18 protein-coding genes and 4 tRNA genes are annotated in these 16,498 nt (G+C 32.7%); 1 reads left to right on the top strand and 21 read right to left on the bottom strand.

The features are described from left to right. Window positions 1–265 precede the first annotated feature (265 nt). The 16 genes from rplL to RT99_RS07020 all read right to left on the bottom strand — a co-directional run bounded on the left by rplL (window position 266) and on the right by RT99_RS07020 (window position 8,862). Complete coding sequence (gene rplL / locus RT99_RS07095; RefSeq protein ID WP_007807437.1) at window positions 266–637, bottom strand: 50S ribosomal protein L7/L12; 372 nt, start codon at window positions 635–637, stop codon at window positions 266–268. A 92-nt stretch (window positions 638–729) separates the two neighbouring features. After that, window positions 730–1,233, bottom strand: coding sequence for a 50S ribosomal protein L10 (rplJ, locus tag RT99_RS07090; protein WP_042564008.1), 504 nt, complete (start codon window positions 1,231–1,233; stop codon window positions 730–732). Between the two features lie 22 nt (window positions 1,234–1,255). Beyond that, complete coding sequence (gene rplA / locus RT99_RS07085) at window positions 1,256–1,945, bottom strand: 50S ribosomal protein L1 (RefSeq protein WP_017496725.1); 690 nt, start codon at window positions 1,943–1,945, stop codon at window positions 1,256–1,258. Between the two features lie 13 nt (window positions 1,946–1,958). Next, the gene (gene rplK, locus RT99_RS07080; protein WP_029273445.1) at window positions 1,959–2,396 is read right to left on the bottom strand and encodes a 50S ribosomal protein L11; all 438 of its coding nucleotides are present in this window, start codon (window positions 2,394–2,396) and stop codon (window positions 1,959–1,961) included. A 67-nt stretch (window positions 2,397–2,463) separates the two neighbouring features. Further along, a complete protein-coding gene (gene nusG / locus RT99_RS07075; RefSeq protein ID WP_029273444.1) occupies window positions 2,464–3,015 on the bottom strand; it encodes a transcription termination/antitermination protein NusG in 552 nt (183 codons plus the stop codon). Between the two features lie 10 nt (window positions 3,016–3,025). Then, a complete protein-coding gene (gene secE / locus RT99_RS07070) occupies window positions 3,026–3,223 on the bottom strand; it encodes a preprotein translocase subunit SecE (protein ID WP_041517377.1) in 198 nt (65 codons plus the stop codon). An 18-nt stretch (window positions 3,224–3,241) separates the two neighbouring features. Beyond that, window positions 3,242–3,312, bottom strand: a tRNA-Trp gene (locus tag RT99_RS07065). A gap of 59 nt (window positions 3,313–3,371) precedes the next feature. Further along, entirely contained in the window at window positions 3,372–4,559 is a 1,188-nt protein-coding gene (gene tuf, locus RT99_RS07060; RefSeq protein WP_042564007.1) for an elongation factor Tu, read from the bottom strand. Between the two features lie 54 nt (window positions 4,560–4,613). After that, window positions 4,614–4,685 (bottom strand) — tRNA-Thr (locus RT99_RS07055). 84 nt (window positions 4,686–4,769) lie between these two features. After that, window positions 4,770–4,850: transfer RNA gene (locus RT99_RS07050), tRNA-Tyr, on the bottom strand. A 54-nt stretch (window positions 4,851–4,904) separates the two neighbouring features. Then, window positions 4,905–4,978, bottom strand: a tRNA-Thr gene (locus RT99_RS07045). A 91-nt stretch (window positions 4,979–5,069) separates the two neighbouring features. Further along, entirely contained in the window at window positions 5,070–5,372 is a 303-nt protein-coding gene (hpf, locus tag RT99_RS07040) for a ribosome hibernation-promoting factor, HPF/YfiA family (RefSeq protein ID WP_042564006.1), read from the bottom strand. A 34-nt stretch (window positions 5,373–5,406) separates the two neighbouring features. Then, window positions 5,407–6,300, bottom strand: a complete 894-nt coding sequence (locus RT99_RS07035) for a tyrosine-type recombinase/integrase (protein WP_042564005.1) — start codon at window positions 6,298–6,300, stop codon at window positions 5,407–5,409. A 150-nt stretch (window positions 6,301–6,450) separates the two neighbouring features. Then, window positions 6,451–6,645: a 30S ribosomal protein S21 gene (rpsU, locus tag RT99_RS07030; RefSeq protein WP_026985791.1), complete on the bottom strand. Its 195-nt coding sequence runs from the start codon at window positions 6,643–6,645 to the stop codon at window positions 6,451–6,453. Window positions 6,646–6,812: 167 nt separating this feature from the next. Then, complete coding sequence (locus RT99_RS07025; protein ID WP_042564004.1) at window positions 6,813–7,955, bottom strand: acyl-CoA dehydrogenase family protein; 1,143 nt, start codon at window positions 7,953–7,955, stop codon at window positions 6,813–6,815. Between the two features lie 13 nt (window positions 7,956–7,968). Next, entirely contained in the window at window positions 7,969–8,862 is an 894-nt protein-coding gene (locus RT99_RS07020) for a helix-hairpin-helix domain-containing protein (RefSeq protein ID WP_042564080.1), read from the bottom strand. 266 nt (window positions 8,863–9,128) lie between these two features. Between RT99_RS07020 and RT99_RS07015 the strand changes: the two genes are divergently transcribed. Then, window positions 9,129–10,598 (top strand): APC family permease, encoded by a 1,470-nt coding sequence (locus RT99_RS07015; protein WP_042564003.1) that lies wholly within the window; start codon window positions 9,129–9,131, stop codon window positions 10,596–10,598. A gap of 68 nt (window positions 10,599–10,666) precedes the next feature. Here the strand turns inward: RT99_RS07015 and RT99_RS07010 are convergent, their stop codons facing one another. The 5 genes from RT99_RS07010 to RT99_RS06990 form a co-directional block, all read right to left on the bottom strand. Beyond that, window positions 10,667–10,894, bottom strand: coding sequence for a PspC family transcriptional regulator (locus RT99_RS07010; protein ID WP_042564002.1), 228 nt, complete (start codon window positions 10,892–10,894; stop codon window positions 10,667–10,669). Between the two features lie 152 nt (window positions 10,895–11,046). Further along, window positions 11,047–12,318, bottom strand: coding sequence for a DUF2851 family protein (locus RT99_RS07005; RefSeq protein WP_042564001.1), 1,272 nt, complete (start codon window positions 12,316–12,318; stop codon window positions 11,047–11,049). 74 nt (window positions 12,319–12,392) lie between these two features. Then, entirely contained in the window at window positions 12,393–12,875 is a 483-nt protein-coding gene (locus RT99_RS07000; RefSeq protein ID WP_042564000.1) for a 3'-5' exonuclease, read from the bottom strand. 77 nt (window positions 12,876–12,952) lie between these two features. Beyond that, window positions 12,953–14,314, bottom strand: coding sequence for a pyridoxal-phosphate dependent enzyme (locus tag RT99_RS06995; protein WP_042563999.1), 1,362 nt, complete (start codon window positions 14,312–14,314; stop codon window positions 12,953–12,955). A gap of 49 nt (window positions 14,315–14,363) precedes the next feature. Beyond that, window positions 14,364–16,334, bottom strand: coding sequence for a putative porin (locus tag RT99_RS06990; RefSeq protein ID WP_042563998.1), 1,971 nt, complete (start codon window positions 16,332–16,334; stop codon window positions 14,364–14,366). Window positions 16,335–16,498: the final 164 nt, after the last annotated feature.

Genomic DNA, 16,498 nt, shown 5'->3' with positions numbered 1-16,498 from the left:
AATGGACAAAATTTTGATTAAAAAAAAGTAATTTTTTGTGTAAACACACACTGTTTAATCTATACTTTCTTATTATAATCAATACATCTTTAAAAATAAACTAGTAAGAATTCAGTTCAATTTTTTTTCTTCGTATTGATCAAAAACTTTTTCGTATTTTAAACTATTTGATAATAAAACTTGATCTATTTTATTATACGAAAAATGGTTTAGGCCATTGAGCGTTGACTCAAGACCTAAACCTAGTTCTTAAAACCGAGTAAACTTATTTAAGTTCAACTACAGCTCCAGCTTCTTCTAATGATTTTTTAAGACCTTCAGCCTCTTCTTTAGAAACACCTTCTTTAACGTTACTTGGAGCACCGTCAACTACATCTTTAGCTTCTTTAAGACCTAAACCTGTAAGTTCTTTAACTAATTTTACAACAGCTAATTTAGAAGCACCAGCTTCTTTTAATACAACTGTAAACTCAGTTTGTGCTTCTTCAGCAGCACCTTCTCCACCACCAGCAGCAACTACTACAGCTGCAGCAGCAGGCTCGATACCATACTCGTCTTTTAATATTGTTGCTAATTCGTTAACTTCTTTAACTGTTAAGTTAACTAATTGTTCTGCGAATTGTTTCAAATCTGCCATTTTTTCTATCGTTTAAAATGATTTGTAAAATATAATTTATTTATTGTGCGCTTATTTAAGCTGCAAGGAAATTAAATTCCTTACAATAATTATTATGCTTCCGCTTCTTCTTCGCTACCAGCGAATTTGTTTTGTAAAGCAGAGATAATTCTTTGTGCTGGTGATTGCAATAATCCAATAAGTTCTCCAAGAAGTTCTTCTTTAGATTTAATAGTTGCTAATGCATCTAATTGATTATCTCCAATATAAATTTCATTATTAATGAAAGCACCTTTTAAAACTGGCTTATCAGATTTCTTACGGAAATCTTTAATAATTTTTCCAGGAGCGTTAGCTACATCAGAAATAAATATAGCACTGTTACCAGTCAATACTGAAGGTAAATCACCATAATCATTAGCAGAAGCTTCCATTGCTTTTGCAAGCAAAGTGTTCTTTACAACTTCTAATTTGATACCAGCTTTAAAGCAAGCTCTACGTAAGTTTGAAGTTGTCTCTGCGTTTAATCCAGAAATATCAGATACATAAATGATATTTGTACCAGCTAACTGCGCAGTTAAATTTTCAATCGCGATTGATTTTTCTTCTCTAGTCATACTAAAAATTTTTAACTACCAATTATACTGCTTTTGGATCCAATGCAATTGCAGGACTCATAGTGCTTGTAAGGTGAATACCTTTAATGTAGGTACCTTTAGCAGCAGTTGGCTTAAGTTTTATTAATGTTTGAATAATTTCGTGTGCGTTGTCAACAATTTGCTCAGCTCCAAAAGAAACTTTACCAATTCCTGCGTGAACGATACCAGTTTTATCAACTTTAAAGTCAATTTTACCAGCTTTAACCTCTGCAACAGCTTTTGCAACATCCATAGTTACAGTACCTGTTTTAGGGTTTGGCATTAAACCTCTAGGTCCTAAAATACGACCTAATGGACCTAATTTACCCATAACAGCCGGCATAGTGATGATAACATCAACATCTGTCCAACCATCTTTAATTTTTTGTAAATAATCATCAAGACCAACATAATCAGCCCCAGCTTCTTTAGCTTCCGCTTCTTTATCTGGAGTAACTAATGCTAATACTTTAACGTCTTTACCTGTTCCGTGAGGTAATGTAACTACACCTCTAACCATTTGATTCGCTTTTCTTGGATCTACACCCAAACGAACTGCGATATCAACAGACTCATCAAATTTTGCAGAAGCAACTACTTTTAATAATGCCGCAGCATCTTTAAGAGAATATAGTTTGTTCTTTTCAATCTTTGAAGCAGCCTCTTTTTGCTTTTTTGTTAATTTTGCCATGTCTTTTTCTTAATTAAAAAGGAGCTTCTCCTGATACAGTTATACCCATAGATCTAGCTGTTCCAGCAACCATACTCATTGCAGCCTCAATAGTGAATGCATTTAAGTCAGGCATTTTGTCATCAGCAATTGCTCTAATTTGTTCCCAAGTAACACTAGCTACTTTTTTACGATTAGGCTCACCAGAACCAGATTTTAGCTTTGCAGCTTCCATTAACTGAACCGCTGCTGGAGGAGTCTTAACAACAAAATCGAATGATTTGTCTTTATACACAGTGATTTGCACTGGGCATATTTTGCCAGGTTTATCCTGAGTTCTAGCATTAAATTGCTTACAAAACTCCATGATGTTTACCCCAGCAGCTCCTAAAGCAGGTCCAACCGGTGGCGACGGATTCGCAGCACCTCCCTTAACTTGTAGTTTAACTACCTTACTAATTTCTTTAGCCATTTTTAAAAAATTTAACACTGCAATCAATGGAAGCGATTACAATGGTTATTATATATGTAACAAAAAATTATACTTTTTCAACTTGCATAAAACTTAATTCTAATGGTGTTTTTCTTCCGAAAATCTTAACCATAACTTCAAGTTTACGCTTTTCTTCATTGATTTTTTCAACTGTTCCGTTAAATCCGTTAAATGGACCGTCGATCACTTTAACAGTTTCTCCTAAGTTGAAAGGAATAGCACGAGTATCTGTATTAACAGCCAACTCATCCACTTTACCCAACATTCTATTTACTTCAGAAAGTCTCAAAGGAACAGGTTCTCCTCCTTTGATCTCACCTAAAAATCCAATAACACTAGTAATAGACTTGATAATATGAGGTATCTCACCAACTAAATTGGCTTCGATCATAACATATCCAGGAAAATAAACTTTATCCTTAGACATTTTCTTTCCCTCTTTTACAGTAACTACTTTTTCTGTAGGCACTAAAACTTGGGAAACATAATCACCCATACCTAATCTGGCAATCTCAGTTTCGATGTAAGCTTTGACTTTGTTTTCCTGTCCGCTTACAGCTCTAACCACATACCATTTTTTTACATTATTATCTGCCATCACAAAAAAATTATCCTTTTAACCAGTTAAAAAATCCAGCCAAAGCTTTTGCAAAAAATTCATCTACTCCCCATGTTGCCAAAGCGAATAGAACTGAAAATACAGCCACAACAATTGTCAATTTTTGAACCTCAGCCCAAGCAGGCCAAGTAACATTTGACTTTAACTCTTCGAAAGCCTCTGATAAATAATTAGTAACTTTTGTCATTTGATATATTTTATATTGCACGGGCGGAGGGATTCGAACCCCCATCAACGGTTTTGGAGACCGCTATTCTACCCTTGAACTACGCCCGTAATTAAAAGCCAGTGATTTCAGTTAAGAAAACAACTGGCTTTTTATAATTTTTATAGGATTATCCTACGATTTCAGTAACCTGACCAGCCCCTACTGTTCTACCACCTTCACGGATAGCGAAACGTAAACCTACGCTCATTGCGATTGGGCTTAATAAAGAAACATTGATAGTTAAGTTATCTCCTGGCATTACCATCTCTACTCCTTCTGGTAAAGTAATAACTCCTGTTACGTCAGTTGTACGTACGTAGAACTGTGGACGGTAGTTATTATGGAATGGAGTATGACGTCCACCTTCTTCTTTTTTCAAGATATAAACCTCAGCTTTGAAAGTAGCGTGTGGTTTTACTGATCCTGGCTTAATGATAACCATTCCTCTTTTGATAGATTCTTTATCAATACCTCTTAACAATAAACCTACGTTATCTCCAGCTTCACCTCTATCAAGGATTTTACGGAACATCTCAACTCCTGTAATAGTAGAAGTTAATTTATCAGCTCCCATACCAATGATTTCAACTGGATCTCCTGTATTAGCAATACCTGTTTCGATACGACCTGTAGCAACAGTTCCACGACCAGTAATTGTAAATACATCTTCAACCGGCATCAAGAATGGTTTAGCTACGTCACGCACTGGCTCTTCGATCCAAGCATCAACAGCTGCCATTAATTCAATGATTTTTGGTACCCAAGCAGGATCATTATTCAATCCTCCTAAAGCAGAACCTTGAACTACAGGACCATTATCTCCATCATATTCGTAGAAAGATAATAAATCTCTAATTTCCATTTCAACAAGCTCTAACAATTCAGCATCATCAACCATATCCACTTTGTTCATGAAAACAACGATTCTTGGAATACCAACCTGACGACCTAAAAGGATGTGCTCACGAGTTTGTGGCATTGGACCATCTGTAGCAGCAACTACTAAGATAGCTCCGTCCATTTGAGCAGCACCAGTAACCATGTTCTTTACGTAATCCGCGTGACCTGGACAGTCAACGTGAGCGTAGTGACGGTTAGCTGTTTCATACTCTACGTGTGATGTATTAATAGTAATACCTCTTTCTTTCTCCTCTGGAGCGTTATCGATTTGATCAAACGATTTTGCTTGACAGTAACCAGCATCAGACAATACTTTTGTAATTGCTGCAGTTAATGTAGTTTTTCCGTGATCCACGTGTCCAATTGTACCTATGTTTAAGTGCGGTTTGGAACGATTAAAATTCTCCTTTGCCATTTTACTTAATTTTTAATCTTAGTTATATATTAATTTCAATTTCCTACTTACTTGAGCCAATGTCGGGAATTGAACCCGAGACCTCTTCCTTACCAAGGAAGCACTCTACCCCTGAGCTACACCGGCAGAGTCCTGATTTTAGACTGTAGATTTAAGAATTTAGACTTTAACAATCTAAAACCAACAATCTGAATTCTAAACTTTTTTTTGTGGGGAGAGCAGGATTCGAACCTGCGAAGTTCACACAGCAGATTTACAGTCTGCCCTCGTTGGCCGCTTGAGTATCTCCCCTTTTTTTTATCAATAATTGCATGAACAATTTCAAATCGCATTTGAAATATTTAGAGCCGGCGGAGGGACTCGAACCCACGACCTGCTGATTACAAATCAGCTGCTCTAGCCAACTGAGCTACGCTGGCAATATCAATAAAAAAGTCCGCTATTTCTAACGGACTGCAAATGTAGCTATTTTATCTTTGTATCAAAACATTTTTTGAAAAAAATTTTCAATTATATGTGTGCTCTTATTTTTTCTTTCCTTTTTACCAGCAAACGTTCTAAAGATTCTGCCGAAAGCTCTACTGCTTCTTCGAATGTTTTGCATTGTTTTTTAACCAAAAATTCGTCTCCAGGAACATTAATCTTAATCTCTACCGCCTTATTCTCCTTATCACTTGTTCTTTCCACTTTTAAAAAAACGTCAGCCGAGACAACTCGATCGTAATATTTTTCTAATTTATCCATTCTCTCCTGAATAAAATCAACCAACTTTCTGTCAACAGTAAAGTTAACGGCATGAACATCTACCTTCATAATACTAATTTTAGGGTTAAACATTTAAGAATTACTATTTATTTCTCGGATGCGCATTAGTATACACTTTCTTAAGCTCCGCTAAACTATTATGAGTATAAACTTGCGTAGACGCTAAACTCGAATGTCCTAATAATTCTTTAACTGAATTTAAATCTGCTCCATTATTTAAAAGATGAGTTGCAAAAGTATGCCGAAGCACATGCGGGCTTTTTTTCACCTTCTCAGAGACTTTACTAAAGTAAGAATTTATTAATCGATACACAAAAGATTCGCTCAATTTTAACCCTTTTTTTGAAATAAAAAAATATTCACCATCAACGATGTTCTCAACTAAAGCCCGCTCGTTTAAATACAATTTAAGCTGATCAACAATAACAGGTAAAAGTGGAATAATGCGTTCTTTATTTCTTTTCCCTAAAACCTTAATAACACTGGAAGACAAATCCACATTACGCAGCATCAAATTTATCAGCTCCGCCCTCCTCATTCCGGTTGTATAAAACATTTCAACAATAAGCCTATCTCTTATTTCTTCAAATCCTACCGGATTACCTACTTCCTGAATTAAATCTGTAAGTTCTTTTTCTGAAAAAGGAATCTGGACAATCTTGGGAGTTTTTAAAGCTTTATGCTTTAGCATCGGATTTATATCTATCTGCTTTGTCTTTAAAAGAAATTTATAAAAAGACTTTAACGAAGCCATTTTTCTATTGACAGAAACATTAGAAACATTCTGATCAACCAAAGAAACAATCCAGCTTCTGATTTGACTGTAATTTACCTGATCAATATTATCCTGGTCAAAATGAGTTTTATTGAAATCTTCAAAAAACGTCACATCATTTAAATAAGCATTAACAGTATGGGGAGAATATTTTTTTTCGAATTGAAGATAATCACGAAACGCTTCTTTATTTGATTTCATAAGAATACATTCTTTTACTTTACACAAAAATCCAATATTACACCTATATATAATATCTTCAAAATCTTATTTACTTCAAAATTAAGCATAAAAAAACCGTTAGTATCAAAATTTGACAACTAACGGTAATTATTTTTGAAAAGCTTAATACTAACTTTCTAAACCATCTCTCATGTTTTGGATGTAAGCAGCTTTTTGAATTTGAGCTCTTTTGATAACAGAAGGCTTAATAAAAGCAGTACGTGCTCTTAGTTGACGAACAGTTCCTGTTTTATCAAATTTTCTTTTATAGCGCTTTAATGCTCTATCGATATTTTCTCCGTCTTTAATTGGTATAATTAACATAATATAGACACCTCCTCTCGTTAAGGTTGCAAAAGTAATTATTAATTATGAATTATGAGTTATAAATTGTAAATTATTTTAAAAGAAAATAGAACATAGAAAAAAGAGAATCGACTTCTCTGAAAACCGGTCACTAAAAAGAGCAAATTAAGAATATTCTTAATTCTTTATTCTTTTAGCAAATTCCTTGAAATTACAAGTTTCTGAATTTCAGTAGTTCCTTCGCCTATAGTGCACAATTTAGAATCTCTGTAAAATTTCTCTACCGGAAAATCTTTTGTATATCCATATCCGCCGTGAATCTGAACTGCTTCATTTGCAATTTTCACACAGGCTTCAGAAGCATACATTTTTGCCATTGCTCCAAGCGTTGTAACCGGCTTATGTTTTTGTTTTAAAAAAGCAGCTTTATGCAATAACAATTCTGAAGCTTCGATTTCAGTTGCCATATCGGCTAATTTAAACGAGATCCCCTGAAAACTGCTAATTGGCTGCCCAAACTGATGTCTTTCTTTTGAGTATTTCAATGCTGCTTCATAAGCTCCTTTTGAAATCCCCAATGATAAGGCTCCAATTGAAATTCGACCCCCATCTAATATTTTCATAGCCTGAACAAACCCTTGCCCAACTTCACCCAATCTATTTGCATCAGGAACACGACAGTTGTCAAAAACTAATTCAGCAGTTTCACTGGCTCGCATTCCTAATTTATTTTCTTTTTTACCTGAAGTAAATCCGGGCATTCCTTTTTCAAAAACAAAAGCGGTCATTCCTTTCGAATCTCCTTTTTCTCCTGTACGAACAATTACAACGGCAATATCTCCCGAAATTGCATGTGTTATAAAGTTTTTTGCACCATTTACAATCCACGAATCACCATCTTTAACCGCAGTTGTATTCATTCCTCCGGCATCCGACCCTGTATTATGTTCTGTTAAGCCCCAAGCACCAATATATTCTGCAGTTGCCAATTTAGGCAGCCATTTTTTCTTTTGTTCTTCATTTCCGAAAGTCAAAATATGATTGGTACATAATGAATTATGGGCCGCAACAGAAAGTCCAATTGAAGGATCTACTTTAGAAATTTCCTCTACTACAGTAATATATTCATGATAACCTAATCCGGACCCTCCATATTCTTCAGGCACCAAAACACCCATAAAACCCATTTCACCTAATTTTTTAAATAAATCGACAGGAAAAATTTGCGCTTCATCCCATTCCATTATATTAGGTCTAATGTTTTTTTCTGCAAACTCTTTTATAGACTGAGCAATCATTGATTGCGTTTCATTATATTCAAAATTCATTTCGATGTTATTTTTAGAACTCCAAATATAAACTAATTATTTTTCCTTTTTCAACAGGAAAATCTTTAATTTTTGCTAAATCCTCAATATTTTTAAAATTTCCGTTCATACTGCGATATGTGATTATCTGTTTTGCCAATGCATATCTGAAATACGGAAACTGCGCCAACTCTTTCAAAGAAGCATCATTTACTGCAATTTTCTTAAAATTTGGGACCGTTACAATTTTAAAATGTGTATTTAATTCGAAAAGAACTTCTGGTGAAAGCCCCCAAACATCTTTGATCTGTTCCATGGAAATAAAACCTCCTAAAATTTCTTTTTGCTTTAATATTCGAAGTGACAAAGCTTCTCCAATGCCAAATATTTTCATTAAATCTTCCTGACTTGCTTCATTAATATCCGATAAAATTATCTTTTCCTTTTTAGGATATTCTTTGTGAACATATTCTACTCTATCTGTTTTAAATGATTTTTTATTCTGAATCCAATCCGGAAATTTAAAGAGTGGTGAAATAACATTTAACAATGAATCTGAAATTTTAGTTATTTCCTGAAATTCTTTGGCTGAATTCACATATTTATTTTCTTTCCGAAAGGCCAACAATCTATCTATTTCCTGAACCGACATTCCGAGTTTATACCCTTTATAATCTGAAATGAAATTTGGATTAAAAGTATAAACTTTAGCCACTACATTATATTTTTCCACTTTTAGTGAATCTATTTCCGATTGTAAAGAAAGCCATTGTTCTTCTTCGGGAGAGAAGGTTTTCTCCTGAATAGAAAAATTGACAAAAAAATAAATCATTTGTAGTATTACAATGATGCCTAAAAGCAAAAAAATCCCTAAACGTTGTTGATTTGTAAACTTAAAATGATGCTGCAGAGCTTTAAAATTAATCATTTGATAACTTTTCAATTTTTTAAAAGTCAAAATTAAGTCAAAAAGAGCTTATTTATAAGAAAAATACTAAATTTTTATAATTTATAAAAAAATGCATAATGTATTTTTTATCAAAGTAAGTTGACAAAATAGAGTTATTGGAACTGAATTTCGGATGATCCTGTATTAATTTTAAACATTTTATAACTTAAACTTATATAATTGTTTTTATTTTTTATAAAAAACGATACATTTGGAGCTTAATAACAATAAACCACTATTATAATATGTCAATTTGGAGAGTTAAACCGATATCGGCTTTTGAAGCGGATATGAAAAAAAGTGATTTAAAAAGAGTTCTGGGAAAATGGAGCCTTACAGCCATTGGAGTTGGAGCTATTATTGGTGGAGGAATTTTTGTTCTAACTGGTACCGGTGCATATTATCATGCTGGTCCTGCTTTAGCACTTTCTTTCATTATTGCAGGTGTTGCCTGCGTTTTTGCAGCTCTTTGTTATTCTGAGTTTGCGTCAATTTTACCAGTTGAGGGTTCAGCTTATGCGTATGCTTATGGTACAATTGGAGAAATTTTTGCCTGGATTATTGGTTGGGGGCTAATCCTTGAGTATGCAATGGGATCAATGACCGTAGCTGTTTCATGGTCTGGATATTTCAACAAATTACTTAAAATGTTTCACATTAAACTTCCTGACTGGCTCACAACAGACCCGGCAAGTTATACTGGTGAAGGCTTTTCAATGAATCTACCTGCTTTTTTAATCGTGATTTTAGTTATTTCGTTACTTATTAAAGGTACAAAAAGCGCAGCAAAAGCAAACAATATGATCGTTATTCTTAAAGTTTCTGCTGTTATATTTGTAATCATTGCCGGTCTTTTCTTTATTAATACTGCTAACTGGCATCCATTTATTCCTGAGGCTACTAAAATCATCGAAAAAGAGACTACTCACAATGCATATGGAATAGCGGGAATTGTTTCTGGAGCTGCTGCAATTTTCTTTGCTTATGTAGGTTTTGATGCCGTTTCAACACAAGCCGGTGAAGCTATTAATCCTAAGAAAGATGTACCGTTTGCAATTATTGCTTCGTTATTAATTTGTACTACATTATATATTCTTGTTTCTTTAGTTTTAACAGGAATGATGAATTATCAAGACTTTAATCCACTAGGAAAATATCCGGAAGCTATAAAAGCACCAGTAGCTTACGCATTTGATATTGCGGGGCAACCATGGGCTGGTTTTATTATTACAGTTGCTGCAACTATTGGATTGATTTCTGTATTAATGGTAATGATTATGGGACAATCAAGAATTTTCCTTGGTATGTCTAAAGATGGTTTAATTCCTGCTGTATTCTCTAAAGTAAATCCAATTTCAGGAACACCAAAAACTAATTTAATTATCTTAGGTGGTATTATTGCTGTAGTTGCAGCTTTTACACCAATTAACAGATTAGCAGATATGACAAGTTTTGGTACCTTATTTGCTTTTACAATGGTTTGTATTGCTGTTTGGATTCTAAGAGTAAAACAACCTCAATTAACAAGAACATTTAAAGTTCCAGCTCTTCCAATAATCGCAATTTGTGGTATTTCAATCAATACGTACTTAATGATTAATTTGAGTTTAGATGCTCAATTACTTTCACTAGGATGGTTAGCTATAGGTATTATTGTTTATTTTGCTTACAGTAAAAAACGAGCAAAACTAAACAGACCAGAAGAAATAGAATAAAAAAACACAAAATTGAAAAGCCCCTTATTTATTAAAATAAGGGGCTTTTTTATATCCAATTTTTAAAATTACAAGTCAAAAACAGAAGTTCGTTTGGCGCGAATTAAATCTTTTAAACGAATCCAAAAGGCTAAAGTTAGATAAATACCAAAACCTAATCCTGCTGTTACAAACGAAATATAGATAAAAAACAATCGTACGCTCGTAACACGCATTCCGAGTTTATCTGCTAATCGCGATGAAACATGGAATCCATATTTTTCAAAGAAAAATTTAAGTCTTAAAATTGCTGACATGTTTAAATTTTAGATTTTAGATTTTAGATTTTAGATTTTAGATTTTAGATTTTAGATTTATTCCTCGGCTACGCTCGGAATGAATAGTGTGACTTCGCTTAGAAGTATATGCAAAAATACAAAATTATCTCATTGCCACATTTTCTAATTCTCTAATTATTTCTTAATAACTCCATCCCTACCGCGCATCTCAAACAAGCTTTTTGATTACAGTATTCATTTTTAAGCTGAATCAATGTTTGTGTGTCAAACGCATTTTTAGAAGAAATACCAAAAGATTCAAACTTTTCGACGATAGAGTTCTTTTCCGGAGAAACTTCATTTAATAATGCAATTAAATCTTCTGAAAACGATTCTCCCATAATGTTCGAATATGCAAACTGAATAGGAATAATGGTATTAATAATTAGTAAATCAATAAATGACTTTGACAATGGTTTTGATTTCTTCGGACTTTCTTTATCAAACTGATAATGATTTTGCCAATACAAACTCGCTGAAACGTTTAACAACTCATATATGCTTTTGACTGATTTTAAAGCAATAATCTTAGAAAATAAATTTTGATGTTTGTTATACAAACTTGCTAACTGTGAAAGCCTGATCGTGGGAAAATTATCAGGACGATGTTTAAAAAACTCCACGGGATCTGTATAAGCCTTATCTAATTGATATTTATACAGAAGATAAAAATATCTAATTTTCAAATCCTTAAAATACACATCTTCTTTCTCAGCATCTAATAAACCTGAAGTTCCTAAAAGTAAAGCCTCTAGATTTTCGACTTCGAAGCTTTCTTTTCGAATAATTGAAAATGGAAGTTTTTTGGCTATTTGCAAAAATGCATTTCCATTTGTATTGAGTCCAAAATTCTTCGCCAAGAGGCAAAACAAAACTGCTTCCCAATCCTGATTTGTTTCTTCGAGTAAATCATAAATAAATTTTGATTTGCGTTCTAATCGCTCAAAAAACAATCGCTCCTGCCAATTCTTAAAAACAAAATCATCTATTTGAGCAATTTGTTTTTCGCAGGATATCCACGATTTTGGGCTCATTAATGATTGATAATTATTTACAGTTTCTGAAGAGACATAGTCTTTTAAAACCAAAACAGGAATTTCTCTATTATTTTTTCCAAAAATTTCGGTATCATGTTCCCAAACTACATGCAAAATAACATTTTCATAAGCAGCATCTTTTTCGTGGCCATGAACATACCAATCAGATGATTTTAAATGGATCTCAACATTTCCTGCCCATTTTTGTTTTCCAATTATAATTTGGGCATTAAAAAAATCGGGGCCTGAAAGCTCTAAATAATCCCCGGTTTTAATTATAGTAATTTGTTCTTTCTGAGTTGTTATTAAATTCAAGGTTTCAAACTTCTTGAATTTCCAGAGATAATGAAGAAAATCTTCTTTCATTTATTGGCTTTTATATTAAATTTATAAAAGCTCAAAATTAAATAAAATAATATTAATCTTACAAAATATATTGTTTATCGCAACATATATAATTTGGCACAGGCCCGAGCATCAGAAAGTGCTTCATGATGGTTTAACTGAATATTCATTTCGCGACAGCAATCACTTAATTTAGTAGGTTTAAGGCCTTTTGCTTTATATATCTTAACTGTACATTCCCATTTCTCAGCAATATTTAAATCTTCATATTGCAAACCACAAAGTGCCATTGTTTTCATCAAAACATTGCGGTCAAAACTTTCGTTATGCGCTACCACTACTCTATTTTTCAATCGCTTTTCAATTTCAGGAAAAACCTGGCGAAATGATTTAGCATTTATTGTATCACGCGGATATATGCCATGAACGCGAATCGTAAACGGATTATACTCATTATTTGGCGGCTTAATCAAAGTCACAAACTCATCTACAATTATTCCGTTTTCAACAGTAACAATTCCAACAGAACAAGGATGATAACCTGTGGCAGTTTCAAAATCTATAGCAGTAAAATTCATTATAAAATGAGATGAAAAATCCATAAATCTAATTTATTAAACTAGATTTATGGACAGATAAAGTTATTAAAACGGTCTTATTTTATAGACCCGATAATATCATATTTTGTAATAATGTGATGTTTTCCATTTCCTAAATCAACCAAAACAGCATCATTTTCTTTCGTAAATAACTTAGATACTTCTTCGATTGTTGTTCCTAATTTTACAATTGGAAAAGGTTTTCCCATTACTTCTTTAATCGGTTTTTCGGCAACATTTTTGTCGGCAACATAACTTCTAAATAAATCTGTTTCGTCGACAGAACCAACAAATCCGTTAATATCTACAACCGGAATCTGCGAAATTTTATATTTACGCATACGTTCGATAGCGTGTGAAACCAATTCTTCTGTACGTACAACAATTAATTCTTTATCAATATGGTCCTTGATAACATCTTCGGCTTTTGTCACGTTTTCTTCTAAGAAACCACGCTCACGCATCCAGTCATCATTGAACATTTTACCAACATAACGGCTTCCAGAATCGTGAAAAAGCACTACAACAACATCTTCAGGCTTAAAATGTTCTTTAAGCTGTAATAATCCTTTTATACAAGCTCCGGCAGAATTTCCAACAAAAATAGCTTCTTCAAGAGCAATTTTTCTGGTATAAACAGCAGCATCTTTATCAGTTACTTTTGTAAATCCGTCAATTAAAGAAAAGTCAACATTTTTTGGTAAAATATCTTCTCCTATTCCTTCAGTAATATAAGAATAGATTTCGTTTTCATCAAAAATTCCTGTCTCATGGTATTTTTTAAAAACCGAACCATATGTATCAATTCCCCAAATTTTAATATTTGGATTTTTCTCTTTCAAATACTTTCCAACACCAGAGATTGTTCCTCCAGTTCCAACTCCCACAACAAAATGAGTAATTTTTCCATCGGTTTGCTTCCAAATTTCCGGTCCGGTTTGTTCATAATGTGCCAATGAATTCGACATATTATCGTATTGATTTACATACCATGAATTTGGTGTTTCTTCAGCCAATCTTTTTGAAACTGAATAATAAGAACGAGGATCTGTAGGTTCAACATCTGTTGGACAAACTACTACTTTGGCACCAACAGCACGCAAAATATCCATTTTCTCTTTAGACTGTTTGTCTGATATTACACAAATCAATTTGTATCCTTTTATAATGGCTACAAGTGCCAATCCCATTCCGGTATTTCCAGAAGTTCCTTCAATAATAGTTCCTCCGGGTTTTAAACGACCATCAGCTTCAGCATCTTCAATCATTTTCACGGCCATTCTGTCTTTTACAGAATTTCCGGGATTAAAAGTTTCGACTTTTGCCAATACTAACGCATCAATTTCAGCAACAATTTTGTTGAGTTTTACTAATGGTGTATTACCAATTGTTTCTAAAATATTATTTGAAAAGTCCATTTTTTCGTGAATTTAAATTATTTGGTTTAAGTAAAGTAAAGAGTATAATTTATTGGAAGAAATTCCAAACTAAACCAAATCGGATAGTGAAATCACGATATGGATTATTAGGCGCTGAATAATAATTGTATCCAGAAAAAGCAGCGTTAAAATGTTCTGCTTTAAAGTAAAATCTTGTTTGCCTGATTCTAAAATTTATGTAGTAATCAAAGTTGGCATAGCCTCCAATTTTTTTATCTGTCTGAACAAAAAATTCTCCAACAACAGGATTATAATCATTACCATAATAACTGGTAAAATAATTAAATGTTAATCCTGTTTGCATAAACAATGCTTTTTTGAAAAAGTAACTTGAATAATAAAGTGTATTTCTGGTTACGAAATCAGGCACGTTTAAAATCAAATCAGACTGATCAACTTTTTGATATAAAAATGTATTATCAAAACCAAAAGCTCCAAATTTGAATTCTTTGTTGGCTTTAACAGAAAGATAATTAATTGCATTTCCGTATTGAGCCGGGTTTACAATTTGGGTTTGCGCAGCTATCTGAGCATCTGTAGATACATCTTCAAAATATAAATGATCTTTTAATACAGTATATTGAGCTTCGGCATTTAACCAAGGCGTATAAATACTGGCACTTAGTGAATTAATTTTTTCATTTTTAAAATCATTCGACCAGTTATATTGTATAAAACTGCTTTGGTATAAATTATAGTTATTATTTGGCAGTTTATTGATGTTTCGATATCTAAAATCAAACTGAATTTTATCGTTTAAATTGTATCTTAATTTGGCATCTAAATCAGAAAGTGATTCATTTGTAATTGATCTTGAATATAAAAATCGACCATTCCACTTATTTTTTTGGTATTCATATTGTCCACCAACATTATTAAACTGAAGAAATAAATTATCAGGAATTCTGGAACCATCAGCATTTATTATAATTCTATTATACTCATAATTAGATCTGTAATCATCTATGAAAAAATTAAATTTCCCAAGAAGTGAATTTTCATAAGCAAGTCCTGCTTTGTTATACAGTTTTTCAAAACGAGTCTGATCATTAATTGCGCTTGCAACATAAGCGTCTCCAAATCTTGCTACCTCTGCACCATCAACAGTAGAAAAAACTGTTGGCTGATTGTATTCGAAAAATTTATTTTCGTAATTGAATTGATGCGTTACATATAAATTATTATTTCCTGCTGTTGGATTTACTCTAAAAGCATGATCAAAAAACAATCGCTTTCCTTTTAAAAACGATTTTGCATCGGTTAAATAAACCTGTAATCTTTGACGGTTCTTAAAATCAGCATCTCCGCTTTCAAAATCTTCCGGTGTTGTTATACCGCCATTTTCTTCATTTGAAATATCCTGAAAAGTAACATGGGCATTTAGGATATATCTTTTATCTGTAGTGAAATAACTTGTTGTAAAACGAAAATTTCCGGTACTTACCAATTGATTAATATAATTTCCCTCAGAACGCAAACCTCTGTAGGCAATAGAAAAATTTAGATTTTCGGAAGTATTCAGCGTAATAAACGAATCTACGTTCTGACCTTTATTAATAGTCGTATTAAAAAACAACTCTGTAAAAGGTGTCGCGACCGAATAATATCTAATATCACTAACTTCAAGATAACTAAAGTGTTTTGCTTTAAAACCGATTTCAGGATATGGCGAAAAATCAGTTAAACTGTATTGTAAAGTATTATAAGGTTGTCCAATATTAGGAAATTCCAAAAGCCCAAAATTGTCCTTGCGAAGATAATTTTGTTTATAAGCACTTTTTAGTGTTAAGGAAGTATCAGCATAAGTAGTATCGTGTTCTAAAGTATAAATTTGATACTGTTCGATTTTAGCAATTTTTGCTTGTTTTTTTTTCAGCGTATCGGTAATACTGGTGTATTTGGTATTCATATCTAAATTGCTTTTAGACGCATTTTTTTTTTCTTGAGAAAACAATAAGGCGGGTACGACTAATAGATATAGAAAAAAGAATATTCTCATTTGATAGCTTTATATATAATTATTTTGGCAAAATTTATCAGGCAAAGGTAAAAGATAAAAACGTATAAATAAAAAAACACTTCAATTTATACCACTGCTTTTTCAATAAGTTAAAGAACGAAAATTTTCGGCAAAAATTTTATAATATTGTGTTTTGAAAATTT

It is taken from the genome of Flavobacterium sp. MEB061 (assembly GCF_000834715.1).
Taxonomy (GTDB): domain Bacteria; phylum Bacteroidota; class Bacteroidia; order Flavobacteriales; family Flavobacteriaceae; genus Flavobacterium; species Flavobacterium pectinovorum.
Note: the sequence above shows the minus strand (reverse complement) of the source record. Positions and strands in the feature narration are given on the sequence as shown.